We start from the raw sequence: 16098 nt of genomic DNA on the forward strand, positions 1-16098 counted from the left end.
GTTATCGATTTAAATTAAGATTGGTTACTTATTTTTTGCTTTTTTATGATAATGATAATCAATCAACATAAGATATTAAGGAGGTGAAATATTATAAAATTAAAGACAAAAGATTTAAATGTTAGTTATGGTGATGATTTAATAGTTAAAGGTCTTAATATTGAAATTGCAGCTAAAAAAATCACAGCAATTATAGGTTCTAATGGCAGTGGCAAATCAACATTATTAAAAGCAATGACAAGAATCATCTCCTATCAATCAGGAAAAGTTGTTTTAGATGGTAAAAATATTTCCCAAGAGAATACAAATGCACTTGCTAAAAAGATGGCTATTCTTCCTCAAACTCAAGAAACCACAAGTGGTTTGACAGTTGGAGAATTAGTATCTTATGGCCGGTTTCCTTATCAGAGTAGTTTAGGAAGACTGACAGAGAAGGATTATAATGTTATCAATTGGGCACTTGAAGTTACAGGAACAGAGAAATTTAAATATCAGACAGTAGATTTATTATCAGGTGGGCAAAGACAGCGCGTCTGGATTGCAATGGCACTAGCCCAGGAGACAGATGTAATATTTTTAGATGAACCTACAACCTATTTAGATATGGCTCATCAGTTAGAGGTTTTAGAATTACTCCAGAGATTAAATGATGAGCAGGAACGTACAATCATTATGGTACTTCATAATTTAAATCAAGCGGCTCGCTTTGCTGACCACATAATTGCTTTAAAAGAAGGAAAAGTTGTAAAATCAGGGGAGTGTAAGGAAGTAATTACCCCTAATGTACTTAAGAAAGTATTCAATATTGATGCTAAAATTGGAGAAGATCCAAGAACAGGTAAACCAATGTGTATTACTTATGACTTAATAAATGGAGGTAATAATAATGAAAAAAATAATAATCACCACTATGCTTATGCTAGCACTGGTTTTTAGTATTAATAATGGTTTAGCAGTAGTTGCAGAAGCTAATTCAGAAACAATTACATATCAATCTGAGAATGGGCCAGTAGAGGTTCCGGCGAATCCAGAACGAATTATTGTTCTTAGTTCCTTTGCTGGTAATGTATTAGCTTTAGATGGAAATTTAGTTGGAGTCGACCCGTGGGCGAAGAAGAATCCGCTTTATAATTTAGATGGTGTAGAAGCAGTAACATCTGATAACTTAGAGAAGATAATTGAATTAAAACCTGACTTAATTATTGGACTATCGAGCACTAGTAATATTAATAGATTAAAGATGATTGCACCAACTATAACTTATACTTATGGAAGATTGGGGTATTTAGAGCAACATTTAGAGATTGGTAAATTATTAAATAAAGAAGAAGAGGCTAGAACTTGGATTAATGATTTTAGAAAAAAAGCGCGGTCTGTAGGAGAAAAAATTCGAGAAAAAATTGGTGAAGATGCAACTGTAACAGTTATTGAAAACTATAATAAAATGCTTTATGTTTTCGGAGATAATTGGGCTCGGGGAACAGAGATTCTTTATCAAGAGATGAAATTAAAGATGCCTAAAAGAGTAAAAGAATTAGCTTTAAAACCTGGTTATTCTGCTATATCATTTGAAGTTTTACCAGAAGTTGCTGGAGATTATATAATTTTCAGTAAAAACTCAGGTGCTGATACTTCTTTCCAAGAAACTGAAACGTATAGGAATATTCCTGCTGTACAAAATGATAGGGTTTTTGAAGTGAATGCAGAAAAATTTTATTTTAATGATCCAATAACATTAGAATTTCAATTAGATTTCTTTAAAGAAAAATTTTTAAATAATTAATTATTTTAGTGAGGTTTTTAGATGAAAATTAACCTAAAATCAATTTCATTTATATACAAACTTATTTTTAGTCTGTTTCTTCTTATAGGGATGTTCTTTTTAGCGATGCTTTTTGGGGCTGCAGATATTACAACAACTGAAGTCTGGCAGGCTTTAACTACTACTGCCACTGGAGATAATATATTGATTATTCGTGAAATTCGTTTACCTAGAGGGGTAGCGGCTATATTTGTTGGAGCGGCACTTGCAGTTTCAGGAGCAATAATGCAGGGGATGACAAGAAATCCATTAGCTGACCCGGGGTTGTTTGGGTTAACTGCCGGAGCCAATGCAGCTTTAGCAGTTGCTATTGGCTTATTTCCTTCGTTGAACTACCTTGGTATAATGATTTCTTGTTTTATTGGGGCAGCCTTAGGATCAATACTGGTTTTTGGCATTGCTTCAATGAATAAAAAAGGTTTTTCTCCTTTTAGAATTGTTTTGGCTGGTTCTGCTGTTTCAGCATTCTTATATGCAGTTGCAGATGGAGCTAGCATCTACTTTAAAATATCAAAAGATGTCTCAATGTGGACAGCAGGGGGAATAATCGGAACCTCCTGGAGTCAACTACAGATTATTATTCCATTTATTAGTATCGGATTATTTATTTCCTTGCTTTTTTCTAGACACCTAACAATTTTAAGTTTAAATGAGGAAGTTGCTGTTGGTTTGGGGCAAAATATAACTCAGGTCAAGAGTATACTTTTTATAGTAATTATTTTATTAACAGGTGCTGCTGTCTCTTTAGTGGGGAATATGGTATTTATAGGTTTAATGGTGCCCCATATAGTTCGTAGTATAGTTGGAACAGATTATCGTTTTATATTGCCGATGTCAGCTATAATAGGAGCTGTGTATATGCTATTTGCTGACACATTAGGACGTACAATTAATGCTCCTTACGAAACACCAGTTGTAGCTATTATAGCAATTATGGGTTTGCCATTCTTTTTGTTAATTGTTAGTAAAAGGGGGAGAGAACTTTTATGATTCATCCAGATTTAGTAAAAAGGCAGCGGATGATTTTATCTACTTTATTGGTAGTTATTATTTTGACAGCTTTAATTAGTATGGGTTTGGGTTATTCTTCATTATCTTATAAGCGAATAATTCCCATATTATTTGGTCAGGGAACATTTAAAGAAAATTTTATTCTTTTTTTAGTAAGGTTACCCCGAATAGTTATTACTATACTAGCAGGAATGGCACTTGCTTTATCTGGTTCTATCTTACAGGGACTAACGCGAAATAATCTAGCTGATCCTGGAATTATCGGAATTAATTCTGGAGCAGGTTTAGCAATTACTCTTTTCTTTTTATATTTCCCTTTAGAGGTTGGTTCATTTACCTATTTACTTCCGGTAGTAGCTTTTTTAGGTGGACTAATAACTGCTATATTAATTTATCTATCTTCTTATAATAAAAATACTGGGTTTAAACCAACAAGATTAATTCTTGTCGGGGTTGGATTTTCAATGGCATTATCCGGAGCAATGATTGTATTAATATCATCAGCTAAACGCTTTAAAGTAGAATTTATTGCTCAATGGTTAGCGGGTGATATTTGGGGAACTAATTGGTCTTTTGTTTGGGCACTTCTTCCTTGGCTAATTATCCTTATACCATTTACGTTATATAAAGCTAATCGTTTAAATATACTTACTCTTGGTGAACCAGTAGCTATTGGAGTTGGAATGTCCATTGAAAAAGAGCGGTTAATCTTATTATTGGTTGCTATTGCTTTGGCTGCTTCAGCAGTTTCTGTAACAGGTGGTATTGCCTTTGTTGGTTTAATGGCCCCTCATATAGCAAAGACATTGGTAGGGGCTAGAAATCAATTATTTATGCCCATCGCTATATTAATAGGAGGTTGGTTATTACTTTTTGCTGATACAATTGGTCGTAATATAGTTCAGCCAGAGGGAATTGCTGCCGGAATTATGGTAGCGTTAATTGGAGCGCCTTATTTTGTTTATTTGTTAATTAAGCAATAGTATGGAATGATTAATAGATAGAAATTTTGAAAATAAAATAGAAGAAGTGTTAAAGAATGAGCCAGATGCTTAATTGCATCTGGTTTTATTTTTTTGAATTGAATATTGAGGGGAATGGATGGTTAAACTTAAAAATAGTATATAATTTTTTCTTTCCTAGTGATTTATTTTGAAGTGTTAATTTTATGGTGGAAAGGAAGAGGGTATGTTAATATTACTAATTTTAGCCTTAGTGGTTTTATTTATAGTTTTGTATTTAATTCCCGTTAAAGTAGTAATTGATTTCAAGCGCCAAAAGGATAAGGATCATTTTGAAATTAAGGTAAGCAGTTTATTTTTTAACCATAAATTGCAACTTTCTTACATAGATCTAAAGAGTCTATTTTATCCTTACTTTATTATTAAGGGAAATTTGATTGGCTTATTAGAAAAAGATATATTAATTGAAGAAGAATTAAATGAAGAAGAGTTAAGAAAAGTTATTAATCATTTAAGAAAAATGGAAGAGATTATTAAGCAGGTTGAGCCACTTTCTTTTTTCACTAATCATTGTTCTTATTTGTCATGGCAGACTAGTTTTGGTCTAACTAATCCGGCTTTTACAGGTATGTTAAGTGGGGGTTTATGGGCACTTAAAGGAGCAATTATAGGATTTTTCAGGAATTTTTTAAGATTTAGTACAGCACCACTAATTGAAGTAAACCCTAACTTTAATAATGTTGAATCCTTGCGAGTTGAATTTAAAGGTATATTCAAATTTAGATTAGGAAATATTATACTTATGGGAAGTAGAATTGTTTTTTATGATCTCAAAAGGAGGTTAAAGTATGGGAGATCATCCAATTGAAGGATTAATGAGTGCGGCAATGGAGAATATTCAAGAGATGGTTGAGGTTAATACAATTGTGGGGGATGCTGTAGAAACTAAAGATGGAACTGTAATTATTCCAATTTCCAAAGTCAATTTTGGTTTTGGGGCAGGTGGAGCAGAATATGCAGTACCCAAAAAAAAGAAAAAAGATAAAAAAGGATCTAGCCAAGCTGGTTTTGGAGGTGGGAGTGGAGCCGGAGTAATGCTTAATCCAATGGCTTTTTTGGTGGTTGATGAAAATCAAGTCAGGTTACTACCAGTGAGTGGTAATGCAGTGTTAGATCAATTGTTAAATGTAGCTCCCCAAGTGATTGACCAGCTTAAAGGTGGTAATAAGAAGAATAAAGAGCAGCAAGAAGATAAAAAGAAAGAAAAAGAAGCTAAAACTAAAGCTGAAGAAAGAGCAAATATTAAGCTCTAATTAAAGGGGCTGAGGTTATCACAACCTCAGCCTTAGTTTAAGAATGTTTGGAGGTGGAGCAATGAGAAAGTTTTCTTATAATCTATTAGGGATTATAGTATTAATATTGGTTGTTAGTCAATCTTCTTTAGCAGTACCTAATATTACAGCTAGGGCAGCTATTTTAATTGATGGAGAAACAGGTAAGATCTTATATAGAAAGAATATTCACCAACAACGAGCACCAGCTAGTACAACTAAGATTATGACGGGGATATTGGCTATTGAAGAAGGAGAATTAAATGATGAAGTAACAGCTAGTAAGCGGGCTGCTTATGAAGGAGGTTCTTCCATTTATTTGACTCCTGGTGAAACACTAAAGCTAAGAGAATTAATTTATGGTTTATTAGTTAAGTCAGGTAATGATGCTGCTATAGCTATTGCAGAATATATTGGTGGAACAGTAGAGAAATTTGCTGAAATGATGAATCGTAAAGCTAAAGAAATTGGTGCTTTAAATACAACTTTTCAAAACCCTAATGGCTTGCCGAATAAAGAGCATTTAACTACAGCTTATGATTTGGCCCAAATAGCTCGTTATGCGCTAAAAAATGATTTTTTTGCTCAGGTGGTATCTACTCGTAAAAAGAGGATATCTTGGCCTCAACATAGCTGGGACCGAATCTTAACGAATACTAATAAATTATTAAAACGGTCTAAAATAGTAGATGGAGTCAAAACTGGTTATACTAGGGCAGCGGGAAGGTGTTTAGTAGCTTCTGCTACTAAAGATGGTCAACAACTAATTAGTGTTGTTTTAAAAAGTGGTAGTATGTGGAATGAGTCTTTGCGTTTGTTAAATTATGGATTTAATAATTATCAGACAGTACCCGTAATTAAAAAAGGTGAAATTGTACATAAAATTGAGTTACAGGATGAAGTTAATTTAAAACTAAAATCAGCTAAGGATTTTAAAGTAGTAATCCCTAATCATAAGACAATAAAGGTAAAAAAAGTTATTGATATGGCAGATAATATTAGCTTACCTATCCGCAAAGATGATAAATTAGGTACTATGGCATTTTATAATCAAGCAGATAAATTGTTAGGTAAGGTAGAGTTATTAGCTACTAAAGATGTAGTTCTTTCTAATTTTCAGCAAATTTTTAGTGAAATTACTAGCAGGATTCAGACTTACTTTTAGTGAAGGTATGTAGATGAGGTGATAGTTGATGGAAAGATTACAGAAAATAATGGCACAAGCAGGTGTAGCATCAAGAAGAAAGTCAGAGGAAATTATTAAAGAAGGTAGAGTAGAAGTTAACGGAGAAGTAGTAACTCAATTAGGGGCCAAGGTTGACCCTAGCCAGGATAAAATTAAGGTTGATGGAGAAGAGTTGGAATTAGAAAAGGCGGTATATATTTTATTAAATAAACCAAAAGATGTAATTACAACAGTAGATGACCCGCAAGGAAGAAAGACAGTAGTAGATATGATAGATGTTAAGCAGCGAATTTATCCAGTGGGAAGATTAGATTATGATACAGAAGGATTATTATTGTTGACTAATGATGGTGATGTAACTTATGCTTTAACCCATCCAAGTCACCAAGTAGGAAAGAAATACATAGCTACAGTTGAAGGTACTCCTAGTGAAAATGCTTTAGAAAGGTTAGAAGCAGGAGTTGAATTAGCTGATGGCTTAACAGCTCCTGCTCAAGCTGATTTAGTAGTGGAGATGGGAACTCAGTCAATTCTTTCGTTAGAAGTTCATGAGGGAAGGAAGCACCAAGTAAAGAGGATGTGTGAGAAAGTAGGTCATCCAGTTAAGGAATTGAAGCGAATTAAGGTTGGCCCATTAAATTTAGATGAAGAGCTAAAGCCGGGAGAGTATAGACACTTGACTGCTGAAGAAGTAGCTAAACTACAAGAGATAGTTAAGCAGGTTAAGGAGAATGAGTAACAGGAATTATATAATTCCTGTTTTTGTACCTCATTTGGGCTGTCCTCATGATTGTGTTTTTTGTAATCAAGAAGAGATTACAGGAATTAAAAAGCGAATTAATCCTCAAGAAGTTAATGAGCAGATTAATGATTATTTAGCTACTATTCCTAAAAGTGCTAATCGAATTGAAGTAGCATTTTATGGAGGGAGTTTTACAGCAATAGAACAAGAATATCAACAACAATTATTAACAGTAGCCCAGCAAAGATTAGAGCAAGATGATCTAACAGGAGTTCGTTTATCTACTCGTCCTGACTATATAACTTCAGAAATATTGAAGTATCTGCAGGAGTTTGGAGTAACAACTATTGAATTAGGAGTTCAGTCATTAGATAACCAGGTTTTAAAGGCAGCTGGTAGAGGTCATACGAGACTAGATGTCCAAAAAGCAGTAAGTTTAATTAAAGAATATTCTTTTGCATTAGGATTACAGATGATGCCTGGTCTTCCCCAAAGTACTGTAGAATCTGATTTAAGAACTGGTAGAGAAATAATTGCTTTAACACCTGACTTTGTAAGAATCTATCCTACTTTAGTAATTAAAGGTACTAAATTAGAAGGTTTATATCAACAAGGAGATTACCAGCCACTTGTGTTATCCCAAGCAGTTGATTTAGTAGCTAGGCTAGTAGTTAAATTTAGAAAAGCTGCTATTCCTGTGATTAGAGTTGGTCTTCAACCATCTGAAGGGGTAAATAAAGATGAAGTTATAGCTGGACCATTTCATTCTTCCTTTAGACAACTAGTTGATTCTAAATTAATGTTAGATAAAGTAATAAAGCAAATTAAAGCGCAAAAGCTTGAAAAAATAACTGTAATAATTAATCCTAAGGATGAATCTAACCTAAGGGGCCAAAAAAATAAAAACTTAATCTATTTAAAAGAGAATTATGATCTAAAGCAGATTAATATTGAAGCAAGTAGAGCTTTAGCGCGAGGGGAAATTAAAGTTCTAACAGAATAAATTTTAATTTTATGCATAATCCTTTAAGTACTTGATTATAAATTAGGTGAAGGTGATAAATAAAGTACTTAAAGGAGGATTAAATATGGAAATGTTGAAAGTATCAGCAAATTCAAATCCTAAATCTGTAGCTGGAGCTTTAGCAGCAGTATTAAGAGAAGAAGGTAGTGCTGAATTACAAAGTGTTGGGGCAGGAGCAGTCAATCAAGCAGTAAAGGCAATTGCTATTGTGCGTGGTTTTGTAGCACCAAATGGTATGGATTTAATTACTATCCCGGCTTTTGTTGAAATTGAGATTGGTGGAGAAGAACGGACTGCTATTAAATTTATTATAGAACAACGTTAAATTTAAAAATAATGGCTAAATACAGGTACCTATCTACTATTATGTAGATAGGTTTTTATTTTCTTTAAATTTATGCTACAATTAGAATGTTAATGTGTAAAAGGAGGAAGCTAATGTTACTTAAAAATATAAAGATGAAAGGGTTTAAATCATTTGCCAACCAAGTAAAGTTAGATTTTGAACCAGCTACTACAGGGGTGATTGGCCCTAATGGCAGTGGAAAGAGTAATATTGCTGATGCGATTAGATGGGTGTTAGGTGAACAGAGTGCTAAAGCCTTACGGGGTAGTAAAATGAAGGATATAATCTTTGCAGGTAGTGAGCAAAGAAGACCTTTAAAAAAGGCCGAAGTTTCTTTAACCTTTGATAATAGTGATGGAGAGTTAGATATTGATTATAATACAGTTACTATTACTCGTAGAGTGAGTAAGGATGGTAGAAGTGACTACTTAATTAATAATAATAGATGCCGTTTAAAAGATATCAAAAGACTTTTGTTAGATACTGGAATGGGCAAGGACGCTTATTCTATTATTGGGCAAGGAAAAGTAGAGACTATTTTGAATGGACAAGCTACTGACCGGCGAGGATTATTTGAAGAGGCAGCAGGAATTAGTAAGCATAAGCAACGTAAAGAAAAAGCTGTTGATAAATTAGATAATACAAAACAAAATCTACAACGGATTGAGGATATAGTTAGTGAGATTGAGCGACAACTTGGCCCTTTAGAAAAAGACGCTAAAGATGCTAAAAAGTATAAAGAATTTGAAGCAGAATTAGAAGAGAAAGAAGTAAATTTGTTACTAAATAAATATGCTAATTTAGAAGAGAAGTTGGATGAAAAGATTGCTTTAAAACAACAGTTATCCTATAAATTAACCAATATTAAAGCAGAGGTTAGTGAATATGATTTAAAAATTAATAATTATAATGATCAAGTTGAGAAATTAAATATTGAGATTGAAGAAGATAGAAATCAATTATTTGGATTAAAAAGTAAAGTAGAGAGTTTAAAAAATAAATTAGAATTAGCTATAGAAAGAAAAGCAGATTTAGAGCAGCGAGAAGATAAATTAAAGAATGAAATTAAATCAGCAACAGAAAAAATTGATTTAGCTAAGGAAAAGATAGAAAAGAAAGAAAAGCAACAGCAAGAAACAACTCAATTATTAACTAAAAAGAAGACTTCTTTAGAGGCTAAAGAAGAAGTAAAGGACAAACTTGCGGCAAAGTTAGATGATAAATTAATTACTAAAGAAGAGACTAGAGACAATCATATCCAACAAGCTGATCAGATTAAAAAGCAACAGTATCAATTAGAAACAGTAAAGAAAGAACTTAATCGTTATCAACAACAGATTACTGGTTTAAGAAAAGAAAAAACAGAGTTAGATGCAAAAATACAAAAGCTTAAAACTGAAAAACAAACAGAAGAAAGCCAGTTAACGGAAATTAATAATAAATTAGACCAGTATCACAAAGAATTCAAAGAAAAAGAGGATTTAAAAGAAGAGCTAAAGACTAAATTTAAAGAATTAGATCAAAAACATACAAAATTAAAGAAAAAAGTTGATAATAAAAAATCAAGGTTAGAGGCTTTACAAGGTTTAGCAGAAAATTATTCTGGATATTATAAAGGAGTAAAAAGTCTTTTACAGGCAGCGGATAATAAAAAATTAGCAGGTATTTGTGGGGTTGTAGCGGAATTAATAGATGTGCCTAAAAAGTATGAAACAGCTGTTGAGATAGCTTTAGGTAGTGCTTTACAAAATATAATAGTAGAAAATAATAATGTAGGAGAAGAAGCAATTAATTATTTAAAGAAGGAAAGAAAAGGTAGAGCAACTTTATTACCACTAAATTTAGTTAATGCTCGTAGTTTAAGAGAGAAAGAAAAAAAGGCTTTAAAGATAGAAGGAGCAATTGGAGTAGCTACTGAATTAATTGATTATCAGACAAAATATAAGCCTGCTATTAAGAACTTATTAGGCCGAGTAATTATTGCTCAAAATATTAGTCAAGCCGTTAAAGTTTCTAAAGCTGCTAAACAAAGAGTTAAGGTTGTTACTTTAGATGGAGAAGTTGTTCGTCCTGGTGGAGCAATGACAGGTGGAAGTTATAATAAAAATAATAATTTATTAGGTCGTTCTCGAGAAATTGAGCAATTAGAGCAAGAAATAAAAAAATTAACTGCTCAATTAAAGCAAGTTGGAGATTTAGGAATAAAGAAAAAAGATAAACTAGTCGAGACTGAAAAAAGCTTGGCCCAAGTATCAGAAAAAATACATCAATTAGAAATAAAACAAACAACTACTAATAAAGACTATCAACAAATCAGTGAACAAGTTAATCGCCTACAAGATAGATTATCAGTCAAAGTAAGTAAAATTAATCAATTTAAAAAAGAAATATCTGCTTTAGAAACTAAAAAAGATAAGTTAGTAAAGAATTTAAACCAATCAAATATAACAGATAATCTAGAAACTGTAATGACTAAATTAGAAAAAGAAATTGAATTATTAGAAGAGGATAAAGAAAAGATGAATGGTCAAATTACTAATCTTAAAGTAGAGATTGCCTCTTTAGAGCAACAGCAAAATCAAATTAAGGAAGATATTGCTAACCAAGAACAGTTAATTAATCAATATAAAGGTGAAATTAAAGAAAAAGAGTCTGTTATTAAAAGAATAAAAGAGAAAATTAATCAATTAGCAAATAAAAGGACAAAGCTATCATCTCAAAAGCAGAAAAAAACGGAACAAGTAACTAAGATAGGGGATAACTTAAGTAAACTCCAAGATGAAAAGAAAGTGATTAAACAAAAAATTAGACAAGCTCAAAAAGAATCCAAGGCAGTTAGAGAAAAACTAGAAAAGATACAAGAAGAATTTAATCAAGTTAAAGTAGATTTAGGCCAGCTTAAAGTAAAATTAGGCAATATCGAAGATAAATTAGAAACTGAGTATGAATTAGATATTTATGATAAATTAGATAATAGAGTAGTGATTGAAAATTATAATCAAGTTGAAGAAAAGATAAAAAAATTAAAGAAAAAAATGAAAAGTTTAGAACCTGTTAATTTAGCAGCTATAACAGAATATAAAAACTTAAACAAAAGATATGACTTTTTACAAGAGCAACATCAAGATCTAATAAAAGCTAAAGAGTCACTACAGCAAGTTATTGCTGAGATTGATCAAGAAATGGAAGAAAAGTTTTTTGCTACTTTTAAAGATGTTAAAAAGGAGTTTGAAACCATCTTCGTAGATTTATTCGAAGGGGGAGAAGCTGAATTAATTTTGACTGATCGAGATAACCTATTAGAAACTGAGATAGAAATTAATGCTCAACCACCGGGGAAGAAACTCCAGAAGTTGTCTTTAATGTCAGGGGGAGAAAAAGCATTAACTGCTACTGCTTTAATTTTTGCTTTATTAAAGATTAATCCAAGCCCTTTTTATATTTTAGATGAATTAGATGCTCCATTAGATGATGCTAATGTTAATAGATTTGCTAGTTACTTGCAGGAGTTATCAGATAAAGCCCAGTTTATTATAATTACCCATAGAAAAGGAACAATGAAGGTATTAGATGCTTTATATGGAGTAACTATGGAGGAATCAGGAGTTTCTAAGCTTGTTTCTTTAAAGTTAAATGATCTAAAGGATTATTAAGGTATATAATTTATTGTATTTGAGAAAATAAAATAGTAAAGAAGGTGAAATAATGAGAATAAAAGGAATAGCTGATTTTATAGTAGAAGATATGGTTAAACGAGGCAATCATTTAAGTCAAGGGCGTCCTGTAGGAGCTCTTGGTTTTATTAATGAGCAGGGCTATATAGATGCTATTAGTGAGTTGGTGGATGGAGGTATTTCAGGGCTACCCCAAAGAATGATGTTATCTAGATTAGTTAAAACAGAAGGAAAATCATTATTAGAAGCACTTAATCAACTACCAGATAATATAGTAATCATTATTACTAACCCTGGTAAAACAGGAATTATTGTTGATACTGGTGGGATTAATATTTTTGGTTGTCCTATTGTTAAGATTGGAGTTAAAATGGGCCAACCTGCTGGAGTAGGAGCAATTTATCCTAAGGAAGATTATTTTAAATTAGCTACTCAAGCAGAAAAGATTCAGATAAAGCGTTTAACAGCTAAAACTATGGAAGAAGAACGGGAAATATTAAGAAAAATGTCCCAAAGAAAGCTAAAGTACCTAGAAATTTGTGAAGAATTAGAAATAGTTGATTTAGAGAAAAGAGATTATAAATTTAAAGTACCACCTACGAAAGAGTGGCAAATACCACGTGTTGAAGTTAATTCTTTAGATGAGGATTTTGCTAAGAGTCTAGTGGAGAAATCTCTTGAAGTAGAGCGCGGACGTGAAGTTGCAGCTATTGGAAAAATTAAAGATGGACATGTTCTACAACAGGGTGAGATTGTAGTAGGAGGAATGGGTTATGTCCCTTCTCGAATGTTAGCATCTAGTTATACTGATATATCTGGGATTTCTTTGCGTGAAGCTTATCAGACAAAAATTCCACATGATGTAGTAATTGTTCATACTCATCCAGGAGCAACAGGTGTGATGCACATGGGAGATGCTATGGCTGGCCCTGGAACTTGGGGACGCCCTATAATAGCTATTGGACATGATAAAGAAGGGGAGATTAAAGGAGCTACTACACTTGAATTAGCTCCTAAGATAGCAGAGTTAGCAGATGAATATGAAGAGGTAGGCCAAAGGTTTTATCAGGCAGAAACTCCAACTGAAGAAGCTAAGATTAGAAAAAGAAGGTTTGGAATCGCTCAAGAATATACAGATTTATGTAAGCCAATTGAGATTATATAGGGGGGATACTATGCTAAAAAAGATTTTTAATTTTGGTAAAGATAAAGAAGAGGAAGACCAGCCCAAAGAAGTAGCTAACAATGAAGAATCTTCTGAAGAAGAAGCAGGATTATTTGGTAGATTAAAGAAAGGTTTAAGTAAGACAAGAAGAGGATTTGTCTCTCAAATTCAGGGTTTGTTTAAAGGTTACTCTAGTATTAATGAGGAATTATTTGAGGATTTAGAAGAAATTTTAATTCAAGCTGATGTCGGGGTTCATACTACAATGAAATTAGTAGAGAATTTAAAAGAAAGGGCCGATGAAGAAAAGATTAAAGATCCTTCTCAATTGATGGGATTACTAAAAGATGAACTAACAGAATTATTAAATGCTGAAGGGGGAATTGAAACTCAGGATAAACCAACTGTGTTGATGGTTGTAGGTGTTAATGGTGTTGGTAAAACAACTACCATTGGTAAAATAGCTAAACGGGCCAAAAATGCAAATAAAAAGGTATTGTTAGCAGCAGGAGATACATTCCGAGCGGCAGCTATTGAACAATTACAAGCCTGGGCTGCTGAGGTAGGAACAGAGCTTATATCCCATCAAGAAGGAGCAGATGCAGCGGCTGTAGCTTATGATGCTGTTCAAGCTGCAAAATCAAGAGACAATGATTTATTGATTGTTGATACAGCTGGTCGACTTCATACTCAAGAAAATTTAATGGAAGAGCTAAAAAAGGTTAAAAAAGTAATCACTAGAGAAGCAGGAGATGAGATGCGGGTAGAAGTATTGTTAGTATTAGATGCTACCACAGGTCAAAATGCAGTCTCCCAAGCTAAAAAGTTTGACCAAGCTGTTGATGTAGATGGGATTGCTTTAACTAAATTAGATGGGACTGCTAAGGGTGGAGTAGTTATTTCAGTTACAGAGGAGTTAGATATTCCAATTAAATTAATTGGAGTAGGAGAAGATGTAGCAGATTTACAGGATTTTGAGGTAGATTCTTTTATTGCAGCTTTATTTGATGAAAGAGCGTTAACTGCTTGACATAGAAAAGAAAGTGTGTTATATTATTCTTCGGTGTTAAGTTAAAATACTTAACGGTTAAGTTGATAATTGTAGGTGATTTGGTGTTAGATTTAGATAGAGTAGTTACAGTGGGGAGATTATTTAGTCTATATGGTCCTCTATTAACTGATAAACAACAAAAATTAGTAAAACTTTATTATTATCAAGATTTATCCTTAGGAGAGATTGCTCAGCAACAAGATATTACTCGTCAGGCAGTTTATGATAATCTAAAGCGTGCTGAAGAAGCTTTAAAAAAATATGATAAGAAATTACAGTTAACTACTTATTATGATGCATTGGAAAATGAAACAGATAAATTAGCTAGTGTTATAGATCAGATTCGCCCCAAGCTAGATGCAAAAGAGATAAAGAAATTAGAAGATATTTTGGTTCGATTAGAGACTTATCAAGAGGGGGAGTTAGAATGATCTTTGAAGGGTTATCTGAAAAATTACAAAATGCTTTTGATAAATTAAAAGGAAAAGGTAAGTTATCCGAAGATGATGTTAAAGCTGCTTTAAGAGAAGTAAAGTTAGCTTTATTAGAGGCAGATGTAAATTATAAAGTTGTTAAGGGTTTTATTAGTAAAATTGAAGAGCGGGCAGTTGGTCATGAAGTATTAGATAGTCTAACCCCTGCTCAACAAGTTATTAAGATAGTTAATGAAGAATTAACAGATTTAATGGGAGGAACGCAAAGTAAAATCAGTTTTGCTTCTAATCCGCCTACAGTAATAATGATGGCAGGATTACAAGGTGCTGGTAAAACGACTACTGTTGGTAAATTGGCTAAACAGCTTAAGAACCAAGGGAAGAACCCTTTATTAGTAGCTGGAGATATTTATAGGCCGGCTGCTATTAAGCAATTACAGGTATTAGGTGATCGGTTAGATCAACCCGTATTTAGTATGGGTGATAAACAAAGTCCTGTTGATATTGCTAAAGCTGCTATTAATAATGCAGAGTCAAATGGTCATGATGTAGTAATTATAGATACTGCTGGTCGATTGCATATTGATGAAGAGTTAATGGATGAGCTTAAGCAAATTAAAAGTGAAGTAATTCCACATGAGATTTTATTAGTTGTTGATGCTATGACTGGTCAAGATGCTGTGAATGTAGCAGAAGAATTTGATGATGCCCTAGGAGTAGATGGTGTTGTTTTAACTAAGCTAGATGGTGATGCTCGTGGTGGTGCAGCTTTATCTATTAGTTCAGTAACTGGCAAACCAATTAAATTTGTTGGTACCGGAGAAAAGCTGGATAATCTAGAACCTTTCCATCCAGATAGAATGTCTTCTCGTATCTTAGGTATGGGAGATGTTTTAAGCTTAATTGAAAAGGCCGAAGAACAGATGGATGAGGAAAGGGCCAAAGAATTAGAACAAAAACTACGTGAGAAAAAGTTCACTCTAGAAGATTTTTTAGACCAGTTAGAACAGGTTCGAAATATGGGACCACTTGATGAAATATTAGGTATGATTCCTGGTGCAGGAAAACAGCTAAAAAATCTTAATATGGATGAAAAACAATTAGATTACATTGAAGCAATAATTAATTCTATGACAATAGAGGAACGTCGTAATCCAGAGATAATTAATGGAAGTCGGCGACGTAGAATTGCTGCAGGTAGTGGAACTTCAGTGCAACAAGTTAATCGCTTATTAAAGCAATTTAAACAGACGAAAAAAATGATGGACCAGCTAGGAGATGCTCAAAAAGGAATGGCAGGTAAATTGAAAGGAAAGATGAACTTGCCTTTCTTTTAGATAAATTAAACGT

The 16098-nt window shown here is 32.9% G+C and carries 15 protein-coding genes; all 15 read left to right on the plus strand.

Annotated elements, in window-relative coordinates; genetic code table 11:
• Window positions 1–90: 90 nt before the first annotated feature.
• Window positions 91–936, plus strand: a complete 846-nt coding sequence (locus HALHA_RS03000) for an ABC transporter ATP-binding protein (protein ID WP_015326310.1) — start codon at window positions 91–93, stop codon at window positions 934–936.
• Window positions 887–1783, plus strand: coding sequence for an iron-hydroxamate ABC transporter substrate-binding protein (locus HALHA_RS03005; protein ID WP_015326311.1), 897 nt, complete (start codon window positions 887–889; stop codon window positions 1781–1783). The genes HALHA_RS03000 and HALHA_RS03005 overlap by 50 nt, the downstream gene beginning before the upstream one ends.
• Before the next feature lie 21 nt (window positions 1784–1804).
• Window positions 1805–2812 carry a FecCD family ABC transporter permease gene (locus HALHA_RS03010; RefSeq protein ID WP_015326312.1) on the plus strand — a complete coding sequence of 336 codons (1008 nt, stop codon included), beginning with the start codon at window positions 1805–1807 and terminating at the stop codon, window positions 2810–2812.
• A complete protein-coding gene (locus HALHA_RS03015; RefSeq protein ID WP_015326313.1) occupies window positions 2809–3816 on the plus strand; it encodes a FecCD family ABC transporter permease in 1008 nt (335 codons plus the stop codon). The genes HALHA_RS03010 and HALHA_RS03015 overlap by 4 nt, the downstream gene beginning before the upstream one ends.
• 205 nt (window positions 3817–4021) lie before the next feature.
• Complete coding sequence (locus tag HALHA_RS03020) at window positions 4022–4663, plus strand: DUF2953 domain-containing protein (RefSeq protein WP_015326314.1); 642 nt, start codon at window positions 4022–4024, stop codon at window positions 4661–4663.
• Window positions 4644–5108, plus strand: coding sequence for a GerW family sporulation protein (gene ytfJ / locus HALHA_RS03025; RefSeq protein WP_015326315.1), 465 nt, complete (start codon window positions 4644–4646; stop codon window positions 5106–5108). Before HALHA_RS03020 ends, ytfJ begins: the two co-directional genes overlap by 20 nt.
• Before the next feature lie 61 nt (window positions 5109–5169).
• Window positions 5170–6291 (plus strand): D-alanyl-D-alanine carboxypeptidase family protein, encoded by a 1122-nt coding sequence (locus HALHA_RS03030; RefSeq protein WP_015326316.1) that lies wholly within the window; start codon window positions 5170–5172, stop codon window positions 6289–6291.
• Window positions 6292–6319: 28 nt separating this feature from the next.
• Window positions 6320–7051, plus strand: coding sequence for a pseudouridine synthase (locus HALHA_RS03035; RefSeq protein WP_015326317.1), 732 nt, complete (start codon window positions 6320–6322; stop codon window positions 7049–7051).
• Entirely contained in the window at window positions 7044–8057 is a 1014-nt protein-coding gene (locus HALHA_RS03040; protein ID WP_015326318.1) for an elongator complex protein 3, read from the plus strand. Before HALHA_RS03035 ends, HALHA_RS03040 begins: the two co-directional genes overlap by 8 nt.
• A gap of 85 nt (window positions 8058–8142) precedes the next feature.
• Window positions 8143–8403 carry a stage V sporulation protein S gene (locus tag HALHA_RS03045; protein WP_015326319.1) on the plus strand — a complete coding sequence of 87 codons (261 nt, stop codon included), beginning with the start codon at window positions 8143–8145 and terminating at the stop codon, window positions 8401–8403.
• Between the two features lie 113 nt (window positions 8404–8516).
• A complete protein-coding gene (gene smc / locus HALHA_RS03050) occupies window positions 8517–12077 on the plus strand; it encodes a chromosome segregation protein SMC (protein WP_015326320.1) in 3561 nt (1186 codons plus the stop codon).
• 52 nt (window positions 12078–12129) lie between these two features.
• Window positions 12130–13263 (plus strand): hypothetical protein, encoded by a 1134-nt coding sequence (locus HALHA_RS03055; RefSeq protein ID WP_015326321.1) that lies wholly within the window; start codon window positions 12130–12132, stop codon window positions 13261–13263.
• A 10-nt stretch (window positions 13264–13273) separates the two neighbouring features.
• Window positions 13274–14293 (plus strand): signal recognition particle-docking protein FtsY, encoded by a 1020-nt coding sequence (gene ftsY, locus HALHA_RS03060; protein WP_015326322.1) that lies wholly within the window; start codon window positions 13274–13276, stop codon window positions 14291–14293.
• An 83-nt stretch (window positions 14294–14376) separates the two neighbouring features.
• A complete protein-coding gene (gene ylxM, locus HALHA_RS03065; RefSeq protein WP_015326323.1) occupies window positions 14377–14745 on the plus strand; it encodes a YlxM family DNA-binding protein in 369 nt (122 codons plus the stop codon).
• Entirely contained in the window at window positions 14742–16085 is a 1344-nt protein-coding gene (ffh, locus tag HALHA_RS03070; RefSeq protein WP_015326324.1) for a signal recognition particle protein, read from the plus strand. Before ylxM ends, ffh begins: the two co-directional genes overlap by 4 nt.
• Window positions 16086–16098: the final 13 nt, after the last annotated feature.

Source organism: Halobacteroides halobius DSM 5150 (assembly GCF_000328625.1).
Classification (GTDB): Bacteria; Bacillota; Halanaerobiia; order Halobacteroidales; family Halobacteroidaceae; genus Halobacteroides; species Halobacteroides halobius.

Coding starts and splice junctions, on each gene's coding strand:
- ftsY (WP_015326322.1), top strand. CDS start 13,274: ATGCTAAAAAAGATTTTTAATTTTGGTAAAGATAAAGAAGAGGAAGAC.
- HALHA_RS03045 (WP_015326319.1), top strand. CDS start 8,143: ATGGAAATGTTGAAAGTATCAGCAAATTCAAATCCTAAATCTGTAGCT.
- HALHA_RS03035 (WP_015326317.1), top strand. CDS start 6,320: ATGGAAAGATTACAGAAAATAATGGCACAAGCAGGTGTAGCATCAAGA.
- HALHA_RS03005 (WP_015326311.1), top strand. CDS start 887: ATGAAAAAAATAATAATCACCACTATGCTTATGCTAGCACTGGTTTTT.
- ytfJ (WP_015326315.1), top strand. CDS start 4,644: ATGGGAGATCATCCAATTGAAGGATTAATGAGTGCGGCAATGGAGAAT.
- HALHA_RS03040 (WP_015326318.1), top strand. CDS start 7,044: ATGAGTAACAGGAATTATATAATTCCTGTTTTTGTACCTCATTTGGGC.
- smc (WP_015326320.1), top strand. CDS start 8,517: ATGTTACTTAAAAATATAAAGATGAAAGGGTTTAAATCATTTGCCAAC.
- HALHA_RS03030 (WP_015326316.1), top strand. CDS start 5,170: ATGAGAAAGTTTTCTTATAATCTATTAGGGATTATAGTATTAATATTG.
- ffh (WP_015326324.1), top strand. CDS start 14,742: ATGATCTTTGAAGGGTTATCTGAAAAATTACAAAATGCTTTTGATAAA.
- HALHA_RS03015 (WP_015326313.1), top strand. CDS start 2,809: ATGATTCATCCAGATTTAGTAAAAAGGCAGCGGATGATTTTATCTACT.
- HALHA_RS03020 (WP_015326314.1), top strand. CDS start 4,022: ATGTTAATATTACTAATTTTAGCCTTAGTGGTTTTATTTATAGTTTTG.
- HALHA_RS03055 (WP_015326321.1), top strand. CDS start 12,130: ATGAGAATAAAAGGAATAGCTGATTTTATAGTAGAAGATATGGTTAAA.
- HALHA_RS03010 (WP_015326312.1), top strand. CDS start 1,805: ATGAAAATTAACCTAAAATCAATTTCATTTATATACAAACTTATTTTT.